The 22779-nt window shown below is 73.4% G+C and carries 24 protein-coding genes and 1 pseudogene; 24 read left to right on the top strand and 1 reads right to left on the bottom strand.

Going from position 1 to position 22779, the window contains the following annotated elements:
- Positions 1-98: 98 nt before the first annotated feature.
- The 22 genes and pseudogenes from ACIBH3_RS20035 (at position 99) to ACIBH3_RS19930 (ending at position 20140) form a co-directional block, all read left to right on the top strand.
- Positions 99-317, top strand: a complete 219-nt coding sequence (locus tag ACIBH3_RS20035; protein ID WP_396313338.1) for a ubiquitin-like protein Pup — start codon at positions 99-101, stop codon at positions 315-317.
- Positions 318-510: 193 nt separating this feature from the next.
- Positions 511-588: pseudogene (locus ACIBH3_RS20030) on the top strand (recombination endonuclease VII); the annotation flags it as partial.
- Positions 585-1382, top strand: coding sequence for a proteasome subunit beta (prcB, locus tag ACIBH3_RS20025; RefSeq protein ID WP_396313419.1), 798 nt, complete (start codon positions 585-587; stop codon positions 1380-1382). The pseudogene ACIBH3_RS20030 and the gene prcB, both read left to right, overlap by 4 nt.
- 82 nt (positions 1383-1464) lie before the next feature.
- Complete coding sequence (gene prcA / locus ACIBH3_RS20020; protein ID WP_396313418.1) at positions 1465-2220, top strand: proteasome subunit alpha; 756 nt, start codon at positions 1465-1467, stop codon at positions 2218-2220.
- 153 nt (positions 2221-2373) lie between these two features.
- Complete coding sequence (pafA, locus tag ACIBH3_RS20015) at positions 2374-3735, top strand: Pup--protein ligase (RefSeq protein WP_396313337.1); 1362 nt, start codon at positions 2374-2376, stop codon at positions 3733-3735.
- A gap of 208 nt (positions 3736-3943) precedes the next feature.
- Positions 3944-4927 (top strand): FKBP-type peptidyl-prolyl cis-trans isomerase, encoded by a 984-nt coding sequence (locus ACIBH3_RS20010; protein WP_396313336.1) that lies wholly within the window; start codon positions 3944-3946, stop codon positions 4925-4927.
- 186 nt (positions 4928-5113) lie between these two features.
- Positions 5114-6424 (top strand): FKBP-type peptidyl-prolyl cis-trans isomerase, encoded by a 1311-nt coding sequence (locus tag ACIBH3_RS20005; protein ID WP_396313335.1) that lies wholly within the window; start codon positions 5114-5116, stop codon positions 6422-6424.
- Between the two features lie 161 nt (positions 6425-6585).
- The gene (locus ACIBH3_RS20000; RefSeq protein ID WP_396313334.1) at positions 6586-6951 is read left to right on the top strand and encodes an FKBP-type peptidyl-prolyl cis-trans isomerase; all 366 of its coding nucleotides are present in this window, start codon (positions 6586-6588) and stop codon (positions 6949-6951) included.
- Positions 6952-7141: 190 nt separating this feature from the next.
- Positions 7142-8137, top strand: coding sequence for a helix-turn-helix transcriptional regulator (locus ACIBH3_RS19995; RefSeq protein ID WP_396313333.1), 996 nt, complete (start codon positions 7142-7144; stop codon positions 8135-8137).
- On the top strand, positions 8134-9090 hold the full coding sequence (locus ACIBH3_RS19990) for a helix-turn-helix transcriptional regulator (RefSeq protein ID WP_396313332.1): 957 nt from the start codon (positions 8134-8136) through the stop codon (positions 9088-9090). Before ACIBH3_RS19995 ends, ACIBH3_RS19990 begins: the two co-directional genes overlap by 4 nt.
- A gap of 3 nt (positions 9091-9093) precedes the next feature.
- Positions 9094-9324 carry a hypothetical protein gene (locus ACIBH3_RS19985; RefSeq protein WP_396313331.1) on the top strand — a complete coding sequence of 77 codons (231 nt, stop codon included), beginning with the start codon at positions 9094-9096 and terminating at the stop codon, positions 9322-9324.
- 108 nt (positions 9325-9432) lie between these two features.
- Positions 9433-9609, top strand: coding sequence for a hypothetical protein (locus ACIBH3_RS19980; RefSeq protein WP_396313330.1), 177 nt, complete (start codon positions 9433-9435; stop codon positions 9607-9609).
- Between the two features lie 334 nt (positions 9610-9943).
- Positions 9944-10225, top strand: coding sequence for a Sec-independent protein translocase subunit TatA (gene tatA, locus ACIBH3_RS19975; protein ID WP_396313329.1), 282 nt, complete (start codon positions 9944-9946; stop codon positions 10223-10225).
- 116 nt (positions 10226-10341) lie between these two features.
- On the top strand, positions 10342-11220 hold the full coding sequence (gene tatC / locus ACIBH3_RS19970) for a twin-arginine translocase subunit TatC (RefSeq protein WP_396313417.1): 879 nt from the start codon (positions 10342-10344) through the stop codon (positions 11218-11220).
- 130 nt (positions 11221-11350) lie between these two features.
- Positions 11351-12508 carry an NAD(P)/FAD-dependent oxidoreductase gene (locus tag ACIBH3_RS19965; RefSeq protein ID WP_396313328.1) on the top strand — a complete coding sequence of 386 codons (1158 nt, stop codon included), beginning with the start codon at positions 11351-11353 and terminating at the stop codon, positions 12506-12508.
- A gap of 107 nt (positions 12509-12615) precedes the next feature.
- Positions 12616-12930 (top strand): (2Fe-2S)-binding protein, encoded by a 315-nt coding sequence (locus ACIBH3_RS19960; protein WP_396313327.1) that lies wholly within the window; start codon positions 12616-12618, stop codon positions 12928-12930.
- Entirely contained in the window at positions 12911-14368 is a 1458-nt protein-coding gene (locus ACIBH3_RS19955) for an FAD-dependent oxidoreductase (protein ID WP_396313326.1), read from the top strand. The genes ACIBH3_RS19960 and ACIBH3_RS19955 overlap by 20 nt, the downstream gene beginning before the upstream one ends.
- A gap of 154 nt (positions 14369-14522) precedes the next feature.
- Complete coding sequence (locus tag ACIBH3_RS19950; protein ID WP_396313416.1) at positions 14523-15386, top strand: dihydrodipicolinate synthase family protein; 864 nt, start codon at positions 14523-14525, stop codon at positions 15384-15386.
- Positions 15387-15476: 90 nt separating this feature from the next.
- Entirely contained in the window at positions 15477-16478 is a 1002-nt protein-coding gene (locus ACIBH3_RS19945; protein ID WP_396313325.1) for a proline racemase family protein, read from the top strand.
- A gap of 95 nt (positions 16479-16573) precedes the next feature.
- Positions 16574-17947: an aldehyde dehydrogenase family protein gene (locus tag ACIBH3_RS19940; RefSeq protein ID WP_396313324.1), complete on the top strand. Its 1374-nt coding sequence runs from the start codon at positions 16574-16576 to the stop codon at positions 17945-17947.
- Positions 17944-18987 carry a proline racemase family protein gene (locus tag ACIBH3_RS19935; protein ID WP_396313323.1) on the top strand — a complete coding sequence of 348 codons (1044 nt, stop codon included), beginning with the start codon at positions 17944-17946 and terminating at the stop codon, positions 18985-18987. Before ACIBH3_RS19940 ends, ACIBH3_RS19935 begins: the two co-directional genes overlap by 4 nt.
- A 148-nt stretch (positions 18988-19135) precedes the next feature.
- The gene (locus tag ACIBH3_RS19930) at positions 19136-20140 is read left to right on the top strand and encodes an ornithine cyclodeaminase family protein (RefSeq protein ID WP_396313322.1); all 1005 of its coding nucleotides are present in this window, start codon (positions 19136-19138) and stop codon (positions 20138-20140) included.
- Positions 20141-20258: 118 nt separating this feature from the next.
- On the opposite strand, the gene ACIBH3_RS19925 is transcribed toward ACIBH3_RS19930, so the two are convergent.
- Positions 20259-20870, bottom strand: a complete 612-nt coding sequence (locus ACIBH3_RS19925) for a TetR/AcrR family transcriptional regulator (RefSeq protein WP_396313321.1) — start codon at positions 20868-20870, stop codon at positions 20259-20261.
- A gap of 96 nt (positions 20871-20966) precedes the next feature.
- Here ACIBH3_RS19925 and ACIBH3_RS19920 point away from each other — a divergent pair, with 96 nt between their 5' ends.
- On the top strand, positions 20967-21848 hold the full coding sequence (locus tag ACIBH3_RS19920) for an NAD(P)-dependent oxidoreductase (protein WP_396313320.1): 882 nt from the start codon (positions 20967-20969) through the stop codon (positions 21846-21848).
- 195 nt (positions 21849-22043) lie between these two features.
- Positions 22044-22757: a GntR family transcriptional regulator gene (locus ACIBH3_RS19915; protein ID WP_396313319.1), complete on the top strand. Its 714-nt coding sequence runs from the start codon at positions 22044-22046 to the stop codon at positions 22755-22757.
- Positions 22758-22779 lie beyond the last annotated feature (22 nt).

The raw sequence follows: 22779 nt of genomic DNA, 5'->3' as shown, positions 1-22779 counted from the left end.
GCCACACGCAAAGCGGGAGCGGCTGCCGCACCCGTTGGATAGGGTCGAGGCAGCAGCGACGACCAAGCCGTGCCAGACGAATGAGCGGGGTGAGGGAAATGGCGAGCAAGGACACCGGCGGCGGCCAGCAGCGGGCGAACCGCTCCTCCGAGGAGGTCGAGGAGCAGGCCGTCGAGGCCGAGAATTCCGAGGAGCTCAAGGAGCGCCAGGAAAAGCTGAGCGACGACGTCGATGCCGTCCTGGACGAAATCGACGAGGTACTCGAGTCGAATGCCGAGGATTTCGTGCGGCAATTCGTCCAGAAGGGCGGGCAGTAGCGGCCGGCGGCGGCGGGCCGAAGGCACGGCACGGGTCCTGGAAGGCCCTGCGAAATTCACCGAATTCACGGTTGCGACCGCCACGGGCGGACGGGTGGCCACGGGCCTCCCGTCCGCCCGGTCCGACCCCTCGGCAGTCCGTTCCCCTCCACGGGTTGAGAATGATCACCGGGCGGGTAGGGTGCGGGCAGCGCGCGCTTCAAGCTACCTGGAAGGAATCGTGTGGAAGCCAACACTCGTGGCACCGGGCGTCTACCGGCTGCCTTCCTGACCCCCGGATCCTCGTCGTTCATCGACTTCCTGGCCGAGCACTCGCCGGAGCTGATCCCGGGCCGTCGCAGCCTCCCCGAGGGGCTCACCATCGAGGCGCCGCACGGTACGACGATCGTCTCGGCGGTGTTCGACGGCGGGGTGGTCATCGCCGGTGACCGCCGCGCCACCATGGGCAACGTGATCGCCCAGCGCGACATCGAGAAGGTCTTCCCGGCCGACGAGTACAGCGCGGTCGGCATCGCCGGCACGGCGGGTCTCGCGGTCGAGATGGTCCGGCTGTTCCAGCTGGAGCTGGAGCACTACGAGAAGATCGAGGGCACGGTGCTCTCGCTGGAGGGCAAGGCCAACCGGCTCACCACGATGATCCGGGGCAACCTGGGCATGGCGATGCAGGGCCTGGCCGTCGTCCCGCTGTTCGCCGGCTACGACCTGGACCTCGGCCGCGGCCGGATCTTCACCTACGACGTCACCGGTGGGCGCTCCGAGGAGCGCGGCTTCGCGGCCACCGGCTCCGGCTCGGTCTTCGCCCGCGGCTCCATGAAGAAGCTCTACCGGGACGACCTCTCGGCGCAGCAGGCGTCCACCCTGGTCGTCCAGGCGCTCTACGACGCGGCCGACGACGACTCCGCCACCGGCGGCCCGGACCTCGCCCGCAAGATCTTCCCGATCGTCTCGCTGATCACCGAGGACGGCTTCCGCCGGCTCACCGAGTCCGAGGTCTCGGCCATCGCGCACTCGATCACCGACCAGCGCCTGGAGCACCCCAACGGCCCGCAGGCCCCGCTGCTCTGAGCTCCGCCCGATCCAGTCCCAACTATCCCTTCCTGCCGCCATCGGGCAGGAGGGGCCCATGACGGAAGGGGATGACCCGCCGGTGTCCACACCGTTCTACGTCTCGCCCCAGCAGGCCATGGCGGACCGCGCGGAGTACGCCCGCAAGGGCATCGCGCGTGGCCGCAGCGTGGTGGTGCTGACCTACGCCGACGGCATCGTCTTCGTCGCGGAGAACACCTCCAGGGCGCTGCACAAGGTCTCCGAGATCTACGACAAGATCGCCTTCGCGGCGGTCGGCCGCTACAACGAGTTCGAGAACCTGCGCATCGGCGGCGTCCGCTACGCCGACCTGCGCGGCTACTCCTACGACCGGGCCGACGTCACGGCCCGGGGCCTGGCCAACGTCTACGCCCAGACGCTCGGCACCATCTTCTCCTCGGTCGGGGAGAAGCCCTACGAGGTCGAGTTGATCGTCGCCGAGGTCGGCAAGGCCACCGACGACGACCAGATCTACCGGCTCACCCCCGACGGCTCCGTCGTGGACGAGCAGAACTACGTGGTGGTCGGTGGCAACGCCGACTCGATCGGCAACTACCTCGGCACCCGCCACCGGGCCGGCCTGAGCCTGACGGAGGCCCTGCGGCTGGCCGTGGACTCCCTCGCCCGGGATCCCAACGGCGGCTCGCCGCGCAGCCTGACCCCCGAGCAGCTGGAGGTGGCGGTGCTGGACCGCCAGCGCTTCCAGCAGCGCAAGTTCAAGCGGGTCCTGGGCGGCCAGCTCGGCCGGCTGCTCGACGGCGACCAGAGCGCCGAGGTGGACGACGAGGAGAAGCCCCCGGCCACGCCGCCGGAGTAGTACCTGTGGGCGGATCCCGTGCGGCCTGCGGCAGCCGCCGTACGGGATCCGTGTGCCCCTGCGGTGAACTGACGGCCCGACCACGAACGGTCGTGATCGGACTGCCACCGCGGAGGCGGTTTCGGACAGCTCCAATCAGAGAATGGATGCCTCATGGACCGCCGAATTTTCGGGCTGGAGAACGAGTACGGGGTCACGTGTACGTTCCGGGGACAACGACGTCTGTCTCCGGACGAGGTGGCCAGGTACCTCTTCCGCCGCGTAGTCTCCTGGGGCCGCAGCAGCAACGTCTTCCTGCGCAACGGTGCACGCCTCTACCTGGACGTCGGCTCGCACCCCGAGTACGCCACCCCCGAGTGCGACGACGTCACCGAGCTGGTGACGCACGACAAGGCCGGTGAGCGGATCCTGGAGGGCCTGCTCGTGGACGCCGAACGGCGGCTGCACGAGGAGGGCATCGCCGGCGACGTCTACCTCTTCAAGAACAACACCGACTCGGCCGGGAACTCCTACGGCTGCCACGAGAACTACCTGGTGGCCCGACACGGCGAGTTCTCCCGGCTGGCCGACGTGCTGATCCCCTTCCTGGTGACGCGGCAGCTGATCTGCGGCGCCGGCAAGGTGCTGCAGACCCCGCGTGGCGCGGTGTACTGCGTCAGCCAGCGGGCCGAGCACATCTGGGAGGGCGTCAGTTCGGCGACCACCCGCTCCCGTCCGATCATCAACACCCGTGACGAGCCGCACGCGGACGCCGAGCGCTACCGCCGGCTGCACGTGATCGTCGGTGACTCCAACATGTCGGAGACCACCACCCTGCTCAAGGTGGGTGCCACCGACCTGGTGCTGCGGCTGATCGAGGCCGGCGTGGTGATGCGCGACCTCACCCTGGAGAACCCGATCCGGGCGATCCGCGAGGTCAGCCACGACCTCACCGGCACCCACCAGGTGCGGCTGGCCAACGGCCGGGAGGCCAGCGCGCTGGACATCCAGGAGGAGTACTACACCAAGGCGCTGGACTTCGCCGACCGCAAGGGCATCAACACCGGCACCATCGCCAGGGTGCTGGAGCTCTGGGGCCGGACCCTGGAGGCGGTGCGCACCGAGGACCTCGGCCGGGTCGGCACCGAGATCGACTGGATCATGAAGTACAAGCTCATCGAGCGGTACCGCGAGAAGCACCAGATGAGCATGTCCAACCCCCGGGTCGCCCAGATCGACCTGGCCTACCACGACATCCACCGCCGGCGCGGACTGTTCTACCTGCTCCAGGGCAAGGGGCAGGCACAGCGGGTGACGACCGACCTCAAGACCTTCGAGGCGAAGTCCGTCCCCCCGCAGACCACCCGGGCCAGGCTGCGCGGGGACTTCATCCGGCGGGCGCAGGAGCAGCGGCGGGACTTCACCGTCGACTGGGTGCACCTGAAGCTGAACGACCAGGCGCAGCGCACGGTGCTCTGCAAGGACCCGTTCCGCTCGGTGGACGAGCGGGTGGAGAAGCTGATCGCGGGTATGTAGCCCGCGGCGCGGCCGGGCCGGCCGGGTGTGCCCTCCCCGGGCGTGGGGGAGGGCACATCGGCATGTCCGGGCACGGGAGCGGGCGGGTGCGCTGAACGGTGCGGTCCCGGGGTGCGGGCGGCGGTGCCTACCGGGACGGGGCCCCGACGGGGCATACGCTGTCGGACGAGTTCCGAACAGCCGCACTTGACCGACAGTTAGGACCACCGTGCGCCGCACCGCCGGTTTGCTTCTCACCCTGCCCCTGCTGCTGGCGGTCGCCTGCAGCAGCTCCGCCAAGGCGCCGAGCCAGCCCTCGTCCACGGCGTCCAGCGCGGCGCCGACCGTGCCGGCGCCGGTGAGCGAGGCCGCGCCGATGCCGACGGTCTCGGGGAGCTTCGGCAGCAAGGCGACCATCACCATCCCGGACGCCCAGCCCAGTGGCCAGTTCGTGGTGAACACGGTGAGTGAGGGCGACAAGGGAACGGTCAACAAGGGCGACTGGGTCACGGTCAACTACTCGGCGAAGGACTGGACGACCGGTAAGGAGCTGCCCAGCTCCTACGACGCGGGCGGCAAGCCGCAGCTGTACCAGGCGGGCAGCGGGCAGCTGGTGCCGGCGTTCGACCAGAGCGTGGTGGGCAAGAAGACGGGCAGCCGGCTGCTGGTGGTGGCCCCGCCGGCCGCCGCCTTCGGCAGTCAGGGCAGCACCACACTGGGGGTCAACCCCGGGGACACCGTGGTGTTCGTACTGGACATCATGGAGGACATCCCGCAGGACTCCTCGCTCACCGGCACGATGACCCAGCCGCCCGCCAACCTGCCGCAGGTCAAGGACAACGGCAAGGCGGCCCCGACGATCACCATCCCGGCCGGTGAGGCGCCGCCCACCGAGTTGCAGCAGGCCGTGCTGATCAAGGGCGAGGGCAACCAGGTGAAGGCCGGCCAGACCCTGGTGGTGCAGTACACCGGGGTGCTCTGGAGCAACGGGCAGCAGTTCGACTCCTCGTGGAGCCACGGCGGGGCGCAGGCCCTGCAGATCGGCACCGGAAGCGTCATCGAGGGCTGGGACAAGGCGCTGGTGGGTCAGACGGTGGGCAGCCGGGTCGAGCTGGTGGTGCCGCCCGCGCTGGGCTACAAGGACCAGGCGCAGGGCGCGGTGCCCGCCAACTCCACCCTGGTGTTCGTGATCGACATCCTGGAGGCGGTCTGACTCGTACGCTTGGGCGGGCGCTCGCACACCAGAAGCGCCCGCCCTCATCCTGACCTGTCATACTGCCCTTCCGCACTGTGGTAAGCGTCGTCGCGTCCGGGTGCGGGCCGTAGTACGGCAGCACCTCGGCGACCAGCAAGCCGGCCGTAGACCTCGAAGACCTCGTGGTGAGATGGATGGGGAGTCATGTCTGAGAAAGCGTCGAGCCCGGGCGGGGCCGGCACCGCGAACGGCAGTTCCGGCCAAGACCCGGCCGATTCCAGGCCCGGCGGCCCGCTGCCCGGCGACGGCGAGTCCATCGTCGTACCGCCCGCGATCCTGAAGCAGTCGGCCGGCTGGGGCCGGCCGGAGGGTACGTCCGCGCCCAGGACGGGTGCGCCGGCGGACGAGGCGCCGCAGATCTTCGCCTCCAACGTGCGCAGGCAGGACATGTCCGAGGCGGGTTACGACGAGAACCCGCCCGGCGTCGGCAAGCTCGGCATGATCCTCGGCACCGTGCTGGCCGTGCTGCTGGTCGGCAGCGGGGTGACGCTGTACGTCGCCAACAAGGACAACTCCAAGGGCTCGACCACCCAGGCCGACGCCGTGAAGAGCACGCCGCCTGCCGCGCCCAGCGCCGAGCCGGTGCCGCCGATCAAGGACAACGCCAAGATCTTGCCGAACGTCACCGGTGAGTTCGGCAAGAAGGCCACCATCGAGGTGCCGCAGGAGGCCGCGGACGGCTCCTTCGTGGTGAAGGTGCTCTCCGAGGGCACCGGCCCGGTGGTGGAGAAGAACTCCTGGGTGTCGGTGGACTACACCGCCAAGGACTGGACGACCGGCAAGGACATCCCCAGCTCGTACGACGAGAAGGGCAAGCCGCAGATCTTCCAGGCCGGCACCGACGCCCTGATCCCGGCGCTGGACCAGGCCGTGGTGGGCAAGAAGGCCGGCAGCCGGGTCCTGGTGGTGGCCCCGCCGGCCGCCGCCTTCGGCGCCCAGGGCAACGAGAAGATGGCGATCGGCGCCAAGGACAACCTGGTCTTCGTGATCGACGTCCAGCGCGCCAACGCCCCGGACGCGGTGGTCGGCGGCACCGTCACCCCGCCGCCGGCGGACTTCCCGCAGGTGAAGGACAACGGCAAGAAGGCCGCCGACATCACCCCGGTCAAGGACGCCCCGGAGCCCACCGAGCTGAAGTCGCACGTCCTGATCAAGGGCACCGGGCCGGTGGTGGAGAGCGGCGAGAAGGTCCTCGTCCAGTACACCGGCGCGCTCTGGAAGGACGGCAAGAAGTTCGACTCCTCGCTCGACAAGGGCCAGGCGTTCTCCTTCGCGGTCGGCGGCGGCCAGGTCATCGAGGGCTGGGACAAGGGTCTGGCGGGCCAGACGGTCGGCAGCCGGGTCGAGCTGGTCATCCCCGCCTCGCTGGGCTACAAGGACCAGGCCCAGGGCTCCATCCCGGCCAACTCCACCCTCGTCTTCGTGGTGGACATCCTGGACGCGGGCGTCGGCTGATCCACTTTCGGGTGACAATGGAGCGTGTGTGACCTTTGAGCGCGGCCGCGTGGCCTGTGCTCGAACGGGCGGCGGGCGCCCGTACGGTGGTTCCGGAAGGGACCGGGTGCGGGTGTCCGCCGCTCCGTCATGAACTGAACGCATCGTGAGAAGAGGCAGTTGTGAGCAAGCCTGAGATCGACTTCCCCGTCGGCGACCCGCCAGCCGACCTGCAGATCCGTGACATCAAGGTCGGCGACGGCGCGGAGGCCAAGCCGGGCCAGGTCGTCGAGGTGCACTACGTCGGTGTCTCCTTCAGCACCGGCGAGGAGTTCGACGCCAGCTGGAACCGTGGCTCGACCTTCAAGTTCCCGCTCGGCGGCGGCCGCGTCATCAAGGGCTGGGACCAGGGCGTCGTCGGCATGAAGGTTGGTGGCCGGCGCGAGCTGACCATCCCGGCGCACCTCGCCTACGGCAACCAGTCGCCGTCCCCGCTGATCAAGGCGGGCGAGACGCTGATCTTCGTCGTGGACCTGATCAGCGTCTGAGGTGTCCGAGGCCCCTCGGGCGTCTGACCAGCCGCAGGGCCGTACCCCGCTCGCCGGGGTGCGGCCCCGCGGCGATTTCGGGCTCGGCTTTCGCCGCCGGTGCCGCTACCGGTACGGTCGGGTCCGCCGGGTCACAGCAGGCCCGGCGGGCGCACCCCGCGCGCTGCGCGGCACACCGGAAGGGTCAGCGATGGCGATCGCCAAGGCAGAGCGGCTGATGAATCTCGCCCTGTGCCTGATGAACACGAGACGACCGCTCTCCAAGAAGGAACTGCGCGAGTCCGTCGAGGCCTACCGGGAAGCCTGGCAGAACGGCAGCGAGGACGCCTTCAACCGGATGTTCGAGCGGGACAAGGACGACCTGCGCGAACTCGGCCTGGTGATCGACGTGGACGAGAACTCGCTCGACGGCGAGCTCGGCTACCTCGCCCGCCCCGACCGCAACCGGCTGCCCGAGATCGCGCTGGACGCCGAGGAGGCCGCCGCGCTCACGCTGGCGGCCCGGGTCTGGCAGCAGGCGAAGATGTCCGGCGCGGCCAGCGGCGCGCTGCAGAAGCTGCGCGCGGCCGGCATCCCGTTCACCGAGGGGGAGGGCCACAGCGCCCTGGAGCCGCGCATCCCCGCCCGCGAGGCGGCCTTCGAGCCGCTGCTCACCGCCGCCCGCGACCGACGCCCGGTCAGCTTCGAGTACCGCAAGGCCGGCGCTTCGGCCGTGGAGCAGCGTGCGGTCGAGCCCTGGGCGCTGGAGTGCTGGCGCGGCCACTGGTACCTGGCCGGCTGGGACCGCGACCGCGAGGACGCCCGGGTGTTCCGCCTCAGCCGGATCACCGGCAAGGTCCGCTCCCGCAACGGCGCGTTCAGCGGCAAGGTGCCCGAGCACGTGGACGTGCGCGCGTACGTGGCGACCTTCGCCGGTGAGGGCGCCACCGCCACCGCCACCGTGCGGCTGCGCCGTGGCGCCGGGTTCCCGTTGCGCACCAAGGCCCTGAGCACCCGTCGGATCGACGAGGTGTGGGACGAGCTGGAGATCCCGTACGGCAACGGGCTCGGCGCCGACCTCGCGGAGTTCGGCCCGGACCTGGTCGTGCTCGGCCCGGACGACCTGCGGGCGGACGTCATCGACCGGCTGCGCGCGGTGGCCGGACTGGAATCAACCGGTGCTGTGACCGTGGGAGAGCAGGCATGAGCAACGCGATCGACCAGACCCGCCGGATGCTCTCGCTGGTCACGTACCTGCGCGAGCGCCCGGGAGCGGAGGTGGCCGAGGTGGCCCGTGCCTTCGGCATCACCGAGCGCGAGCTGATCGGCGACCTCAACGTGCTGCCGATGTGCGGCACCAGCTTCCGCGGCGGCGACCTGCTGGACATCGACACCGACGGTGAGCGGATCTGGTGGCACAACGTCGACGACGTGGCGCAGCCGCTTCGGCTGGCCGCCGACGAGGCGACGGCGCTGCTGGTCGCCGCCCGCGCGGTGGCGGGCCTGCCGGGGCTTCGTGAGCGGGACCGCGAGGCGCTCACCCGGGCCGTGGCCAAGATCGAGAACGCGGCCGGGGACAGCGCCGAGGGCAGCGCCCGGGTCGGCGTCACCTTCGAGGCCGAGAGCCACGTCTTCGCCGACATCGACCGCGCGCTCAGCGAGGGCCGCCGGCTCTGGCTGCGCTACTACTCGCACGGGCGCGGCGGGATGACCGAGCGCGAGGTGGACCCGATCCGCCTGGTCACCGAGGGCCACACCTACCTGGAGGCCTGGTGTCGGGTCTCCGAGGACCGCCGGATGTTCCGGCTGGACCGGGTCGCCGAGATCAAGGTGCTGGACACCCCCTCCGACCCGCCCAGGCTGGAGCCGCGCGACCTCTCCGGCGGCCTGGTCAACCCGTCCGCCGACGATCCCGAGGTGGTCGTCGAGGTCGGCTCCGGCGGGCGCTGGGTCGCCGAGTACTACACCCACGACAGCGCCGAGGAGCTGCCCGACGGCGGCCTGCGGATCACGCTGCGCAGCGCGGACCCGTCGGGCCTGCGGCCGCTGGCGCTGCGGCTGGGCCGGGACGGGCGGATCGTCTCCCCGCCGGAGCTCGCCGAGCAGGCGCGCGCGGCGGCGCTGGAGGCACTGGCGGGCTACCGGGACGGGCAGGTCTGAGCGATGGAACCGGGCACCAGATTCAAGGTCTACTGCTCGGAGTGCCGGGAGAAGGTGGAGCTCCCGGTGGAGGACTTCCGCCTGACGCTCGGCCGCACGCCGGCGCACGCGTACTACAGCTTCGCCTGCCCGCTCTGTGACGCGGGGGTCCGCAAGCCGGCCGGGGAGAAGATCGTCGCCGCGCTGAGCGCCGCGGGTGTGCGCACCATGCGGCTCGTCCCGGCCGAGGGGTAGTGGCGGCCCGGCGGCCGCCGGGCCCGCGGGCCGCTGCCCTGGTGGCGCGGGCGGATGCGGCGCGGGCGCGGGCGGGCGCCGTGGGCCGGCCCGGATAGGCTGTCGGCCATGTCCTGGACCCTTGTCTGCGCCGTTCTCCTCGCCACCGCCGGCCTGCTGGTGCTGGGTGTGCTCGCCTGCCGGCTGTGGCTGGACGTCCGGGCGCTGGCGCGGGAGGTGGACGGCGCCTCGCGGGCGCTGGCGGAGGCGGCCGGGCAGCTGGCCGCCGCCGCGCCGGTGCGCTGAGCGCGGGAGCGGGCGCCCGTGCGGATGCCGGCGCCTGTGACGGCCTGGCGCGGGTGAGGCCTGTGGTGTCCCGCGGATGGCGGCCTCGTCCGCCCGGTGGCGGCCAAACTTCACCTGCACGTGGCCCCGGGGCTGCTGCGCCCGGGTGAGGGCGCGTTACGCTCTGACGGTGGCTTCCGGTTGTGCAGGGGGCCGTTGTCCTTGGGAGGGCGGAGGTCGTCCCGGTGTCACCCGTGGCGGTTACCATCGCCCGCGGCGGGCGCGGGGTCCGGGCCTGCCCCGTTCCATCAGTAGTGGCGGCCGGGTGCCGCCGCGATGAGGAAGGTGGTCGAGCATGCGGATCTCGCCGACCGCGATCCTGGTGATCGTGGTTCTTGCCATTCTGCTCTTCGGCGCCAAGCGGCTGCCGGACCTGGCGCGCTCGCTGGGCCAGTCGATGCGGATCCTGAAGAGCGAGACCAAGGCGATGCGCGCCGAGGGGGCGGACGCCGGGTCCGCGGCGCCGGCCGAGGAGCCCGTGGTGCCCGCACCGAAGACGATCAAGGCCGCGCCGGGTGCCGCCGGTACGGACGCCCGGCCGGTGGCCGAGCCGCAGGACGCCGCACCGCCCCGCTGAGCGATGCGCGGCACAGCTGGAGCCCGCCGACCGGCGGGCTTCGACGCACGAGTTGAGGACCGGGGTTGAGCAAGTTTTCCAAGGCGGCGAAGTCGCCCAAGGACCCTGAGGGGCGGATGGCCCTCGCCGAGCACCTTCGCGAGCTGCGCAACCGGCTGGTGAAGTCGCTGTTGGTGATCCTGCTGTTCACAGCTGTCGCGGCGTACTTCAACAAGCCGCTGCTCCAGTTCCTCACCGCGCCGCTGCCCCGCTGTGGCCCGGACGGCAGCCCGCTGCCCGGTGACACGCACTGCGCGAGCGTGGCCAACATCGGCCTGCTGACCCCGTTCACGGTCGTCCTGAAGGTCAGCCTCACGGCCGGCCTGGTGGCGGCGACCCCGGTCTGGCTGTACCAGCTGTGGCAGTTCGTGGCGCCCGGCCTGCACAAGCACGAGCGCCGGTACTCGCTGAGCTTCCTGGCCGCGGGCACGCCGCTGTTCCTGGCCGGCGCGACCTTCGCGTACCTGGTCATGCCGGTGACGGCGCAGGTGCTGATCGGGTTCGCCGGCACCGGGGTGACCCCGATCCTTCCGGTGGAGGACTACCTGGACGTGGTGACCAGGATGGTCCTGGTGTTCGGCCTGGGCTTCGAGCTGCCGCTGTTCCTGGTGATGCTCAACTTCGTCGGCGTCCTGCCCGGCCAGCGGCTGCGTGGCTGGTGGCGCGGCATGGTGATGGGCATTACCGTGTTCGCGGCGTTCGCCACCCCGAGCGCGGACCCGCTGGGCATGCTGGCACTGGCCGCGCCGCTCTGGGTGCTGTACTTCGTCGCGGTCGGCATCGCGCTGCTGAACGACCGCCGCAGGGCGCGGCGTAACCCGGACTTCGGGCTGGACGACGAGGAGGCCTCGAAGCTGGACCTCTCGGTCGAGGACATCGCCTCCTCGGAGCCGGTCGCGGCCTCCGCCGCGCCGGTGCCGGCCGCCCGCACCGAGCAGATGGACGACATCACCTGACGGACGGCGCCACCCGCCCGGAAGCCCCTGTTCCGCCGTTCGACCGGCGGGGCGGGGGCTTCCTGCCGTGCGTGGCGGCCGAGCACGCGGGAGCCTTGGCAAGGCGATGGCAATGTGACATATTACTGGCGTGTTCAAGAGAGCCCACCCTGATGTCGTCGTGGTCGGTGCCGGAGTCGTCGGCGCCGCCTGCGCCTACTACGCGACGCTCGCCGGCCTCAGCGTCACCGTCCTCGACCGGGGGCCGGTCGCCGGCGGCACCACCGGCGCGGGCGAGGGCAACCTGCTGGTCTCGGACAAGGAGCCGGGCCCCGAGCTGGACCTCGCGCTGCTCAGCACCCGCCTCTGGCGCGAGCTGGCCGGGACGCTCGGCCCCGCGACGGAGTACGAGCCCAAGGGCGGCCTGGTGGTCGCCGCCGACCCGGCCCGGCTGGACGCCCTGCGCGCCTTCGCAGCCGCCCAGCGGGTGGCCGGCGTCAGCGCGCAGGAGATCCCCGGAGACGGGCTGCACGACCTCGAACCGCACCTCGCGCCCAGCCTCGCCGGTGGCTTCCACTACCCCCAGGACGCGCAGGTCCAGCCCGCCCTGGCCGCCGCGCATCTGCTGCGCGCGGCCCGCGAGGCCGGTGCCGTCCTGCGCACCGGCGAGAGCGTGCGCGCCGTCCGCACCGACCGGGCGGGCGCCGTGGCCGGCGTCAGCACCGACCGCGGCGAGCTTGACGCCCCCGCCGTGATCAACGCGGCCGGCACCTGGGGCGGTGAGCTGGCGGCCCTCGCCGGGGTCGCCCTGCCCGTCCTGCCCAGACGCGGGTTCGTCCTGGTGACGGAGCCGCTGCCGAGGATCGTCCGGCACAAGGTCTACGCCGCCGACTACGTCGCGGACGTGGCCAGCGGCTCGGCCGCCCTGCAGACCTCGGCCGTGGTCGAGGGCACCCCGGGTGGACCGGTACTGATCGGCGCCAGCCGCGAGCGGGTCGGCTTCGACCGCACCCTGTCGGTGGAGGTGCTGCGCCGGCTCGCGGCGCAGGCCGCCGAGCTGTTCCCGGTGCTCGCCGACGTGTCGGTGCTGCGCGCCTACCGGGGCTTCCGCCCGTACCTGCCCGACCATCTGCCCGCGATCGGCGCCGACCCCAGGGTGCCGGGGCTCTACCACGCCTGCGGCCACGAGGGAGCGGGCATCGGGCTGGCCCCGGCGACCGGGCTGCTGATCGCCGAGCAGCTGACCGGCAAGCAGCCGGAGCTGGACCTCACCCCGTTCCGGGCCGACCGGTTCCCCGCCGCGGCCTGAGCGCCCGTCCGCCCGTCCGCTCTCCCGCTTCGTCGTCGCCCACCCGCCCGCCGTCTGCCCACCGCCACCGGACCCCGCCGTCCCCGACCGGAACGGACCACGCCCCCATGCGCCGAACCCCCGCCGCCCTGGTCAGGGCGCAACCCCAGCCCGCACACACCATCGAGTTCGACGGGCGCCCGATCCCCGCGCTGCCCGGCCAGAGCATCGCCGCCGCGCTCTGGGCCCAGGGCATCCTGGCCTGGCGCACCACCCGGGTCGGGGGCCGCCCGCGCGGCGCGTTCTGCGGGATCGGCGCCTGCTTCGACTGCCTCGCCACCGTCAACGGCCGCCCCAACCAGCGCACCTGTCTGCTCCCGGCCGGCCCCGGCGACCGCGTCACCAGCCAGGAGGGCCACGGCCGTGCCGACCTCGCCGTCTGAGCGTCCGCCCCACTACGACCTCGCCGTGATCGGCGCCGGCCCGGCCGGACTCTGCGCCGCCGTCACCGCCGCCGACCTGGGCCTGCGCTGCGCGCTGCTGGACGCGGGCTCGCAGGCCGGCGGCCAGTACTACCGCCACCCGGCCCCGGGGCTCGGGGCCACCCGACCCGACCGGCTGCACCACGGCTGGCCGGTCTTCGCCGCGCTCGCCGCCCGGCTGGAGGCCCAGGTCTCGGCCGGCCGGATCGACTTCCTGCGCGAGCACCACATCTGGACGGCGGAGCGCGTCACCGACCTCGAGCGTGCGGGTGACCCCGAGCGTCCGGGAGGCGCCGAGCCTGCGGCCGGCAGCTGGCTGCTGCACGCCACGCTCGGCCCGCAGGCCACCGCCCGCGCCACCGTCCGTGCCCGGGCGGTCCTGCTCGCCACCGGCGCGTACGAGCGGCAGCTGCCCTTCCCCGGCTGGACGCTGCCGGGCGTGGTCACGGCCGGCGGCGCGCAGGCCATGCTCAAGGCGGGCCTGGTCCTGCCCGGCCGGCGGATCGTGGTGGCCGGCAGCGGCCCGCTGCTGCTGGCCGCCGCGTCCTCGCTGGTCACCGCCGGGGCCGAGGTGCCCGCGGTACTGGAGGCCACCGACTACCTCGGGTACGCCCGCCGCCCCGGCGTGCTGGCCGCCGTGCCCGGCAAGCTCACCGAGGGCGCCGTGCACGGCGCGGCGCTGCTGCGCCACGGCGGCCGGCTGCGGCGGCGCAGTGCCGTCGTCCAGGCGCACGGCACCGACCGGGTGACCGCGGTGAGTGTGGCCCGGCTGGACGCGAACTGGCGGCCCGTGCCCGGCACCGAGCGGCGGATCGCCTGCGACGCGCTCGCCGTCGGCCACGGCCTGGTGCCGCAGATCGAGCTGGCCACGGAACTCGGTGCCGAGACCAGGGCCACGCCGGACGGCGCCGTCGCGCTCAAGGTCGACGCCCGGCTGCGCACCAGCCTGCCCGGCCTCTGGGCGGCCGGTGAGACCTGCGGCGTGGGCGGCGCGGACCTGGCGATCGCCGAGGGGGAGCTGTCCGCCTACGCCGTCGCCGGCCGCGCGCCGCGCGCCGGGCTGCTGCGCCGCCGGAGCCGGCTGCGGGCCTTCGCCGAGCTGATGGCCGCGGCCCACCGGCCCGGCCCCGGCTGGACGCACTGGCTGCACCCGGACACCGACGTCTGCCGCTGCGAGGAAGTCCCCGCCGAGCGGATCCGGGCGGCCGTGGAGGAGCTCGGCGCCGGCGACGCCCGTACGGTCAAGCTGCTGACCAGGGCCGGTATGGGCTGGTGCCAGGGCCGGATGTGCGGCCCCGCGGTGGCCTGTCTGTCCGGTGACCCCCGGCCGGGCGCCGACAGCCGGCCGCTGGCCTGCCCCGTCCCGCTGTCCCAGCTGGCGGCGGAGCCGACCACCTGAACCCCGGGCCTGCGGGGGACGGCGCCGGGACCCGGCCGACTTCCCGCAGGCTCTTGTCACTGTCTGTGCCATCTTATAAAATGTCACACCTCACCAAGGGAGTTACCTCGTGTCCCTCACCCAGCACGACACCACCCGCCCCTGGCGCGGCATCATGGTCGCCACCACGATCCCGCTGCGCGAGGACCTCTCCGTCGACTACGACGCCTACGCCGAGCACGTCCGCGCCCTGATCGACGCCGGCTGCGACGGCGTCGTCCCCAACGGCTCGCTGGGCGAGTACCAGACCCTCACCGCCGAGGAGCGCGCCCGGATCGTCACCACCGCCGTCGAGGCCGCCGGCGACGGCGCCCGCGTCATGCCGGGCGTGGCGGCGTACGGCAGCGCGGAGTCCCGCCGCTGGACGGAGCAGGCCGCCGAGGCCGGCGCAGGCTCGGTCCTGCTGCTGCCGCCCAACGCCTACCGCGCCGACCACGCCACCGTGCGCGCCCACTACGCCGAGGTGGCCGCCGCCGGCCTGCCCGTCGTGGCGTACAACAACCCCTACGACACCAAGGTCGACCTCGTCCCCGAGCTGCTCGCGCAGCTGCACCGCGAGGGCTCCGTCGTGGCCGTCAAGGAGTTCAGCGGCGACGTCCGCCGCGCGTACGAGATCGCCGAGCTGGCTCCCGGACTCGACCTGCTGATCGGCGCCGACGACGTCCTGCTGGAGCTGGCCCTGGCCGGCGCCGTCGGCTGGATCGCCGGGTACCCCAACGCCCTGCCCGAGACCTGCGTGACGCTCTACCGGGCCGCGGTTTCCGGGGACCTCGACACCGCGCTGCCGCTCTACCGGGCGCTGCACCCGCTGCTGCGCTGGGACTCCAAGACCGAGTTCGTCCAGGCCATCAAGCTCTCGATGGACATCGCCGGGCGCCCCGGCGGCCCCACCCGCGCCCCGCGCGGGCCGCTCTCCCCGGAGATCGAGGCCGCCGTCCGCGCCGCCACCGAGAAGGCGCTGGCGGAGGGCCTCGTGTAACACCGGGCCCGGGCACACCGTGCCACGCCCAGTCAGAGGCCGGCTGCGGGGGCAGCCGGCCCGGCCACCCAACCGACCGGAGCCGTATCCATGCGCAGCCGCCACGTCTTCCACGCCGTCGACTCGCACACCGAGGGCATGCCGACCCGCGTCATCACCGGCGGGTTCGGTGTCATCCCAGGTGCCACCATGGCCGAGCGCCGGGTGCACTTCCAGCAGCACCTGGACCACTTCCGCACCCTGCTGATGTACGAGCCGCGCGGCCACGCGGCGATGAGCGGTGCCATCCTCCAGCCGCCCACCCGCCCGGACGCCGACTTCGGCGTGCTCTACATCGAGGTCTCCGGCCTGCTGCCGATGTGCGGGCACGGCACCATCGGGGTGGCCACCGTGCTGGTGGAGACCGGCATGGTGGAGGTGGTCGAGCCCGTCACCACCGTCCGGCTGGACACCCCCGCCGGGCTGGTGACCGCGGAGGTCCACGTCCGGGACGGCGCCGCCACGGCGGTCACCATCCGCAACGTGCCCTCGTACGCCGTCGCGCTCGACCAGAAGATCGACGTCCCCGGATACGGCCCGGTCGGCTACGACCTCGCGTACGGCGGCAACTTCTACGCCGTCCTGCCGCTCGCCGAGTTCGGCCTGCCCTTCGAGCGCGAGCGCAAGCAGGACATCCTGGACGCCGGGCTCGCCCTGATGGACGCCATCAACGCCGCCGACCGGCCCGTCCACCCGGAGAACCCGTCCATCCACAGCTGCCACCACGTCCAGCTGCTCGCGCCGGGCTCCACCGCCGAGCACTCGCGGCACGCGATGGCCATCCACCCCGGCTGGTTCGACCGCTCCCCGTGCGGCACCGGCACCTCCGCCCGGATGGCGCAGCTGCACGCGCGTGGCGAGCTCCCGCTCGGGCGGGACTTCCGCAACGACTCCTTCATCGGCACCACCTTCACCGGGCGCCTGGTCGAGGAGACCACGGTGGCCGGCCGTCCGGCGGTGGTGCCCACCGTGACCGGCCGCGCCTGGGTCACCGGCACCGCGCAGTACTTCCTCGACCCGAGCGACCCGTTCCCGGCCGGCTTCCTGCTCTGACCGGCCGCCGCGCCGACGCCGGACGTCCCGACGCCGGATGCCCTGCTGCCGCCCGCCCCGTTGCTCGCCGTCCCGTTCCCCGGAAGGTTCCCGCTGTGACCGTCACGTCCCACAACCCCGCCGACCCCACCGACCTGGTGGTGTCCGTCCAGGCCCCCGGCGCAGCCGCCGTCCGGGCCGTGGTCGAGCGGGCCCGCGCCGCCCAGCGCGGCTGGCTGGCCGCCGGCGCCGCCGCCCGCTCGGCCGCGCTCACCCGGGCCGCCGAGGCGATCGAGGCCCACGCGGACGAGCTCGCCGACCTCGTCGTGCGTGAGGTCGGCAAGCCGCCGGCCGAGGCCCGCGGCGAGGTCGCCAGGACGGCCGCGATCTGGCGCTACTACGCCCAGGCGCCGTACGGCCCCTCCGGCGCCACCCACGAGACGGCCGCCGGCGAGGGCCTGCTGCTCACCCGGCGCCGCCCGCACGGCGTGGCCGGGCTGATCACCCCCTGGAACTTCCCGCTGGCGATCCCGGTCTGGAAGGCCGCCCCCGCGCTCGCCATGGGCAACGCCGTGGTGCTCAAGCCCGCGCCGGAGGCCACCGCCTGCGCGCTGCGGCTGGCCGAGCTCGCGGGCCTGCCCGCGGACGTCCTCACCGTCGTGCCCGGCGGTGCCGAGGAGGGCGACGCGCTGATCTCCGGCGCCGACGTGGTCTCCTTCACCGGCTCCACCGCCGTCGGCCAGGCGGTGATCCGCACCACCACCGCCCGCGGCGTCCCCGTCCAGGCCGAGATGGGCGGCTTGAACGCCGCCCTCGTGCTGCCCGACGCCGACATCGAGCAGGCCGCCGGCCAGCTCGCCTACGCCATCGCCGGGTACGCCGGGCAGAAGTGCACCGCCACCAGCCGGGTGATCGCAGTCGGCGCCGCCCACCAGCCGCTGCGCGAGGCCCTCGCCAAGGCCCTGACCGCGCTGGCCGAGCCGTCCGCGCTGGCCGCCGTCTGCGGCCCGGTGATCTCCTCGGCCGCGCGTGAGCGGCTGACCGCCGCGATCGACTCCGCCCTGGCCGCCGGGGCCACCGTCCTCGCCGGCGGCGGCGTGCCCGAGGGGGCCGGCTGGTTCATCGAGCCGACCCTGCTCGCCGACGTCCCGGCCGGGCACCCGCTGCGTACCGAGGAGTTCTTCGGCCCGGTGGCCGTCCTGCTGAGCGCCGCCGACCTGGACGAGGCGGTGGAACTCGCCAACGACACCCGGCACAGCCTCGCCACCTCCGTGCACACCCGCGACCTGGACACCGCGCTGGCCGCCGCCGACCGGCTCGACGCGGGGATGATCCGCGTCAACGCCCCCTCCAGCGGCGTCGACTTCCACCTGCCCTTCGGCGGTGCCAAGGCCGCCGGCTACGGCTCCCGTGAGCAGGGCCGGGCCGCGCTGGACTTCTACACCGCCGAGCGCACCGTCACGCTGCTGCCGGCCGGGGGCGCCCGGTGAGGATCGACGCCGTCGACTACCACACCGCGGGCGAGCCCTTCCGGATCGTCACCGCCGGCCTGCCCGCGATCCCCGGCGACAGCGTCGCCGAACGCCGGGCCATCGCGCTCGGCACGGGTGGCACGGGCGGTGCGGGATCGGTGCTCGGTGCAGCGCCCCGGACGGGCCCGCTGGAGGACATCCGCCGGCTGCTGACCCGCGAGCCGCGCGGCCACGCCGGGATGTACGGCGGCTTCGTGGTGCCGCCGGACGACTCCGAGGCGCACCTCGGCGTGCTGTTCTGGCACCGGGACGGCTACTCCACCGCCTGCGGCCACGGCACCATCGCACTCGGCGCCTGGGCGGTCGACTCCGGGCTCGTCCCCGCCCCCGAGGACGGCGTCGCCCGGGTGCGCATCGACGTGCCGTCCGGGCGGGTCACCGCCGCCGTCCACCGCGCGGCGGGGCGCACCACCGCCGTGACCTTCCGCAACGTACCGGCCTCGGTCAGCGCGCTGAAGCTGCCGGTGGCCACCTCGCGCGGGCCCGTCGAGGTCTCCCTCGCGCACGCCGGTGCCTGCTACGCCGCGCTGCCCGCCGCCGCCCTCGGCCTGTCCGTCACTCCCGGCCGGCTGCCCGAACTCACCGCCGTCGCACGGGAGATCCGCGCCGCCCTGGCCGGTGAGCCCGCCACCCGGCACCCACGGGACCCGAGGCTGTCCGGCGTCTACGGGGTCATCCTGTACGACGACCTGCCCGACACCCCGTCAGGGCCCAGCCAGCGCAACGTCACCGTGTTCGCGGACGGGCAGGTCGACCGCTCCCCGTGCGGCTCCGGGACCTCCGCCCGGCTGGCGCTGCTCGCCGCCGAGGGGATGCTGGCGCCCGGAGAGGAGCTGCGGCACGAGTCGATCATCGGCAGCGTGTTCCACGGACGGCTTGCCGGGGAGCACCCGCACGGCCTGCTCACCGAGGTCACGGGCACGGCCCACCGGACGGGGGAGCACCGCTTCCTCCTCGACCCGCAGGACACGCTCGGCACCGGATTCCTGCTCACCTGAGGGCCACCGCTGAGGGCCACCCCTGCGGGCAGCTGCGGGCCACCGGGGGAGAGATCGTGAGAGATGCCGTGACAGACGTGGCACGAGGCGTTGTGCAGGGCACCATGAGAACCCAGCGGAAGCGATCCGGCGGAAGAGACCCAGCGGTATGACAGCAGACCGTCCCACCCCTTACGTGCCCGGCGCCGTCGCCGTGCCGCTCCTGCGGATGGCGCCGGGCACTTCGCCGGCGGAGGCCGCCCCCACATCGGAGGCCGCCCCCGCGCCGGAGGTGCGCATCACCCCGGCCGAGGCCGCGGACGCCGTGGAGCGAGTGCTGCTCGACGGTCTCGACCCCGAGCAGTGCCCGGCCCGCTCCGCGGTGCCCGTCCCGGCGGGGGAGCTGCTGCTGATGCCGGCCGGCTCTGCGGCCTACGTGGGCGTCAAGATCGCCGGCGTCGCCCCGGCCAACCCCGCACGCGGCCTGCCCCGGATCACCGGGAGCTACCTGCTGTTCGACGGGCCCACCCTGCAACCGCTCGCCCTGCTCGACGGCGCCGCGCTCACCGCGCTGCGCACCCCGGCGGTGACGGCCCTCGCGCTGCGCCGGCTCGCCGCGCCGGACGCCTCGCACCTGGTGCTCTTCGGCGCGGGCCCGCAGGCGTACGGGCACCTGGACGCGCTGCTGGCCGTCCGCCCGCTGACCCGGCTCACCGTCGTCTCGCGCAGTGCCGGGCCCGCCGGGGAGCTGGTGGCGTACGCCCGTTCGCTGGGTCTTGCCGCCCGGGCGGGCCTTCCCGCGGCGGTGGCCGAGGCGGACGTGGTGGTGTGCTGCACCACGGCGCGCACCCCGCTGTTCGACGGCGGGCTGGTGCCCGACCACGCGGCGGTCGCCGCCGTCGGCTCCCACGAGCCGGACGCCCGGGAGGTCGACACCGCCCTCGTCCGGCGCTCGGCGTGCTACGTCGAGGCCCGGACGGCGGCGCTCCGCGAGGCGGGGGACCTGCTGCTGGCCGGCTCGGCCGCGGGCACCTGGCACAACCTGTCGGAGCTGGTCGGCGGCGGGGCGCCGGTGCCGATGGACCGGCCGCGCCTGTTCAAGGGCGTCGGCATGGCCTGGCAGGACCTCGCGGTGGCCACCGAGCTCTACCGGCGTGCGCGGGCGCGGGGTTAGTCCGGCGGCCCGACGTACGGCCGGCCCGCCCGGGGGCGACTCCCCGGCGGGCCGGCCGCTCGCGTACCCGGTGGGCCTCGCGCGGGTCAGCGGGTGGCTCGGTAGCGGGTAGTCGGGGTCAGCAGTAGGACGCGATCAGCCTGGACAGGTGACGGCCGGCGACCTCCAACGGCTGCTCGCTGCGGGAGACCTGGGCGGCCAGCTCGGCGCCCTCCAGGGTGTTGATCACCGTCCAGGCCAGCTCGTGGGCGTCCTGCTCCGCCAGGCCCGAGTCGCGAAGCTTGCCCTGGACGATGCCGCGCCAGTTCTCGAAGGCCTCGGCGACGGCCTGCTGGATGTCGGGCGTGCGCCCGATGGTCTCCAGCGCGGTCGCCGTGATCGGGCAGCCGTCCAGCCAGTCGGACTCGCGCAGGTGGTGCCCGAGCAGGCGGCCGGTGGCGGCCACCGCCTCGGCCGGGTCCTGGACGCTGCCCAGGCCCTGCCGCAGCAGGTCGGCGAACTCCTGGTCGCCGTGCCGGATCGCCTCGGCGGCCAACTCCTGCTTCCCTCCGGGGAAGAAGTGGTAGACGGAGCCGAGCGTGGCCTCGGCCTCCCGGGCGATCTGCTTGATCCCGGTGCCTTCGTACCCCTGGCGTTGCAGCAGTCGGGAGGTCGCCCTGACGAGCCGTTCGCGGGTGCCCGGCGCCGCGGCGGTGGCGGTGCTGTCGTCCTGCCCGGTGGTCGTCTTCACACCCGGACTCTATCGGAAATCGGATAGAGCGTTCGTTCTAGGGCTGTGCTAGCTTCCTTTCTAGATAGAGCGTTCGTTCTAGAGGAGGGGATTCCCATGTCCAAGCGCTTCAAGCAGTCGCTGACCGTGATCGGACTCGGCCCGATGGGCCAGGCGATGGCGGCCGCGTTCCTCGACGCGGGCCACCCGGTGACGGTGTGGAACCGGACGGCGAGCCGGGCCGAGCCGCTGGTCGCCCGGGGCGCCGTCCTTGCGCCCACCGCGGAGGCTGCGCTGGCGGCCAACGAGCTGGTCGTGCTGAGCCTGACGGACTACCGGGCGATGTACGAGATCCTGCGGCCGGCCGCCGGGGCGCTGGCCGGGCGGACGGTGGTCAACCTCAGCTCGGACACCCCGCAGCAGGCCCGCGCGGCCGCCGACTGGATGGCCGGGCACGGCGCCGTCCACCTGACCGGCGGGGTTCAGGTGCCTCCGTCGGGCATCGGCAAGCCGGAGTCCGCCACCTTCTACAGCGGCCCCGAGGAGGCCTTCCTGACCCACCGCGCCACCCTGGAGGTGCTCACCGGGGCCGACTACCGGGGAGTCGACCCCGGGCTGGCCGCGCTGTACTACCAGATCCAGATGGACATGTTCTGGACCGGCCTGCTCGGCTATCTGCACGCCGTGGCGCTCGCTCGGGCCAACGGAATCTCGGCCGGGGAGTTCCTGCCGTACGCGACCTCGACGATGTCGCTGATGCCGGGCTTCCTGGCGTTCTACGCGCCCCGGATCGACGCCGGTGACCACGGCGGGGACGTGGACCGCCTGGCCATGGGGGTGGCGAGCGTCGAGCATGTGCTGCACACCGTGGAGGCGTCGGGCGTCGACCGGGCGCTGCCGGCGGCCGTACTGGAGCTCTTCCGGCGGGGGATGGCGGCCGGGCGCGGCGCGGACAGCGTCACCAGCCTGATCGAGGTCATCGGGAAGGCCGCCGCGTAGCGCCCCGGCGCCGGGCGGATCGCACGCCCCGCTCGGCGCCGGCGGCGCGGGCGCGACTGTTGTGGCGGGCGGTGCGTGCTGTCACCATGGGGGCTTGTCGGCTTCTCTGACGATCCGTCCGAATCGTGAAATGTTGCAGAATCAACGTAACGTGACATTGTACACTGGTGTCCTGCAACCATCCGGAGGAACACCATGGCCGACCTCAAAGCCCGCACCCTGATCTCCGTCCAGGAGCGGCTGCGCGACCAGGTCGCCCATGCCCTGCGGGCCGCACTCATCTCCGGCGAACTGCGCCCCGGCGTCGTCTACTCGGCCCCCGCGCTCGCCGCCGACTTCGGCGTCTCCGCCACCCCCGTACGTGAGGCGATGCTCGACCTCGCCCGCGAGGGCCTGGTGGAGGCCGTCCGCAACAAGGGCTTCCGGGTCACCGAGCTCACCGAGCGCGACCTCGACGACTTCACCGAGATCCGCGCCCTGATCGAGGTCCCGACCGTCGGCCGGGTCACCCGCACGGCCACCCCCGAACAGCTGGAGGCCCTGCGCCCGCAGGCCCAGGCGATCGTCACGGCCGCCCGCAAGCACGACCTGATCGGCTACCTGGAGGCCGACCGGCAGTTCCACCTCGACCTGCTGGCGCTGGCCGGCAACGCCCGCCTGGTCGAGACCGTCGGCGACCTGCGCAAGCGCTCCCGCCTGTACGGCCTCACCCGCCTCGACCAGCGCGGGGAGCTCGTCTCCTCGGCCGAGGAGCACCTCGAACTGCTCGACCTGATGATCTCTGGCGACGCCGAGGCGGCCGAGGCGTGCATGACCCGCCACCTCGGCCACGTCCGCTCCCTCTGGGCCGCCGGCCGGGAGGAAGCCGCCGCCGAGGAACGCCCCGCCCTGCGCCTCGGCGCCCGCTGACGCTGCGAAACCCGTTCGGGTG

The sequence above is a fragment of the Kitasatospora sp. NPDC050543 genome (genome assembly GCF_044457565.1).
Taxonomy (GTDB): domain Bacteria; phylum Actinomycetota; class Actinomycetes; order Streptomycetales; family Streptomycetaceae; genus Kitasatospora.
This window is presented reverse-complemented; position numbering and strand designations above follow the sequence as displayed.

Bases quoted from the DNA above. Each gene is read 5' to 3' on its own strand.
- ACIBH3_RS20035 (WP_396313338.1), top strand. From the start codon at position 99: ATGGCGAGCAAGGACACCGGCGGCGGCCAGCAGCGGGCGAACCGCTCC.
- pafA (WP_396313337.1), top strand. From the start codon at position 2,374: ATGGACCGCCGAATTTTCGGGCTGGAGAACGAGTACGGGGTCACGTGT.
- ACIBH3_RS20005 (WP_396313335.1), top strand. From the start codon at position 5,114: ATGTCTGAGAAAGCGTCGAGCCCGGGCGGGGCCGGCACCGCGAACGGC.
- ACIBH3_RS19995 (WP_396313333.1), top strand. From the start codon at position 7,142: ATGGCGATCGCCAAGGCAGAGCGGCTGATGAATCTCGCCCTGTGCCTG.
- ACIBH3_RS19990 (WP_396313332.1), top strand. From the start codon at position 8,134: ATGAGCAACGCGATCGACCAGACCCGCCGGATGCTCTCGCTGGTCACG.
- ACIBH3_RS19985 (WP_396313331.1), top strand. From the start codon at position 9,094: ATGGAACCGGGCACCAGATTCAAGGTCTACTGCTCGGAGTGCCGGGAG.
- ACIBH3_RS19980 (WP_396313330.1), top strand. From the start codon at position 9,433: ATGTCCTGGACCCTTGTCTGCGCCGTTCTCCTCGCCACCGCCGGCCTG.
- tatA (WP_396313329.1), top strand. From the start codon at position 9,944: ATGCGGATCTCGCCGACCGCGATCCTGGTGATCGTGGTTCTTGCCATT.
- tatC (WP_396313417.1), top strand. From the start codon at position 10,342: ATGGCCCTCGCCGAGCACCTTCGCGAGCTGCGCAACCGGCTGGTGAAG.
- ACIBH3_RS19960 (WP_396313327.1), top strand. From the start codon at position 12,616: ATGCGCCGAACCCCCGCCGCCCTGGTCAGGGCGCAACCCCAGCCCGCA.
- ACIBH3_RS19950 (WP_396313416.1), top strand. From the start codon at position 14,523: ATGGTCGCCACCACGATCCCGCTGCGCGAGGACCTCTCCGTCGACTAC.
- ACIBH3_RS19945 (WP_396313325.1), top strand. From the start codon at position 15,477: ATGCGCAGCCGCCACGTCTTCCACGCCGTCGACTCGCACACCGAGGGC.
- ACIBH3_RS19930 (WP_396313322.1), top strand. From the start codon at position 19,136: ATGACAGCAGACCGTCCCACCCCTTACGTGCCCGGCGCCGTCGCCGTG.
- ACIBH3_RS19920 (WP_396313320.1), top strand. From the start codon at position 20,967: ATGTCCAAGCGCTTCAAGCAGTCGCTGACCGTGATCGGACTCGGCCCG.
- ACIBH3_RS19915 (WP_396313319.1), top strand. From the start codon at position 22,044: ATGGCCGACCTCAAAGCCCGCACCCTGATCTCCGTCCAGGAGCGGCTG.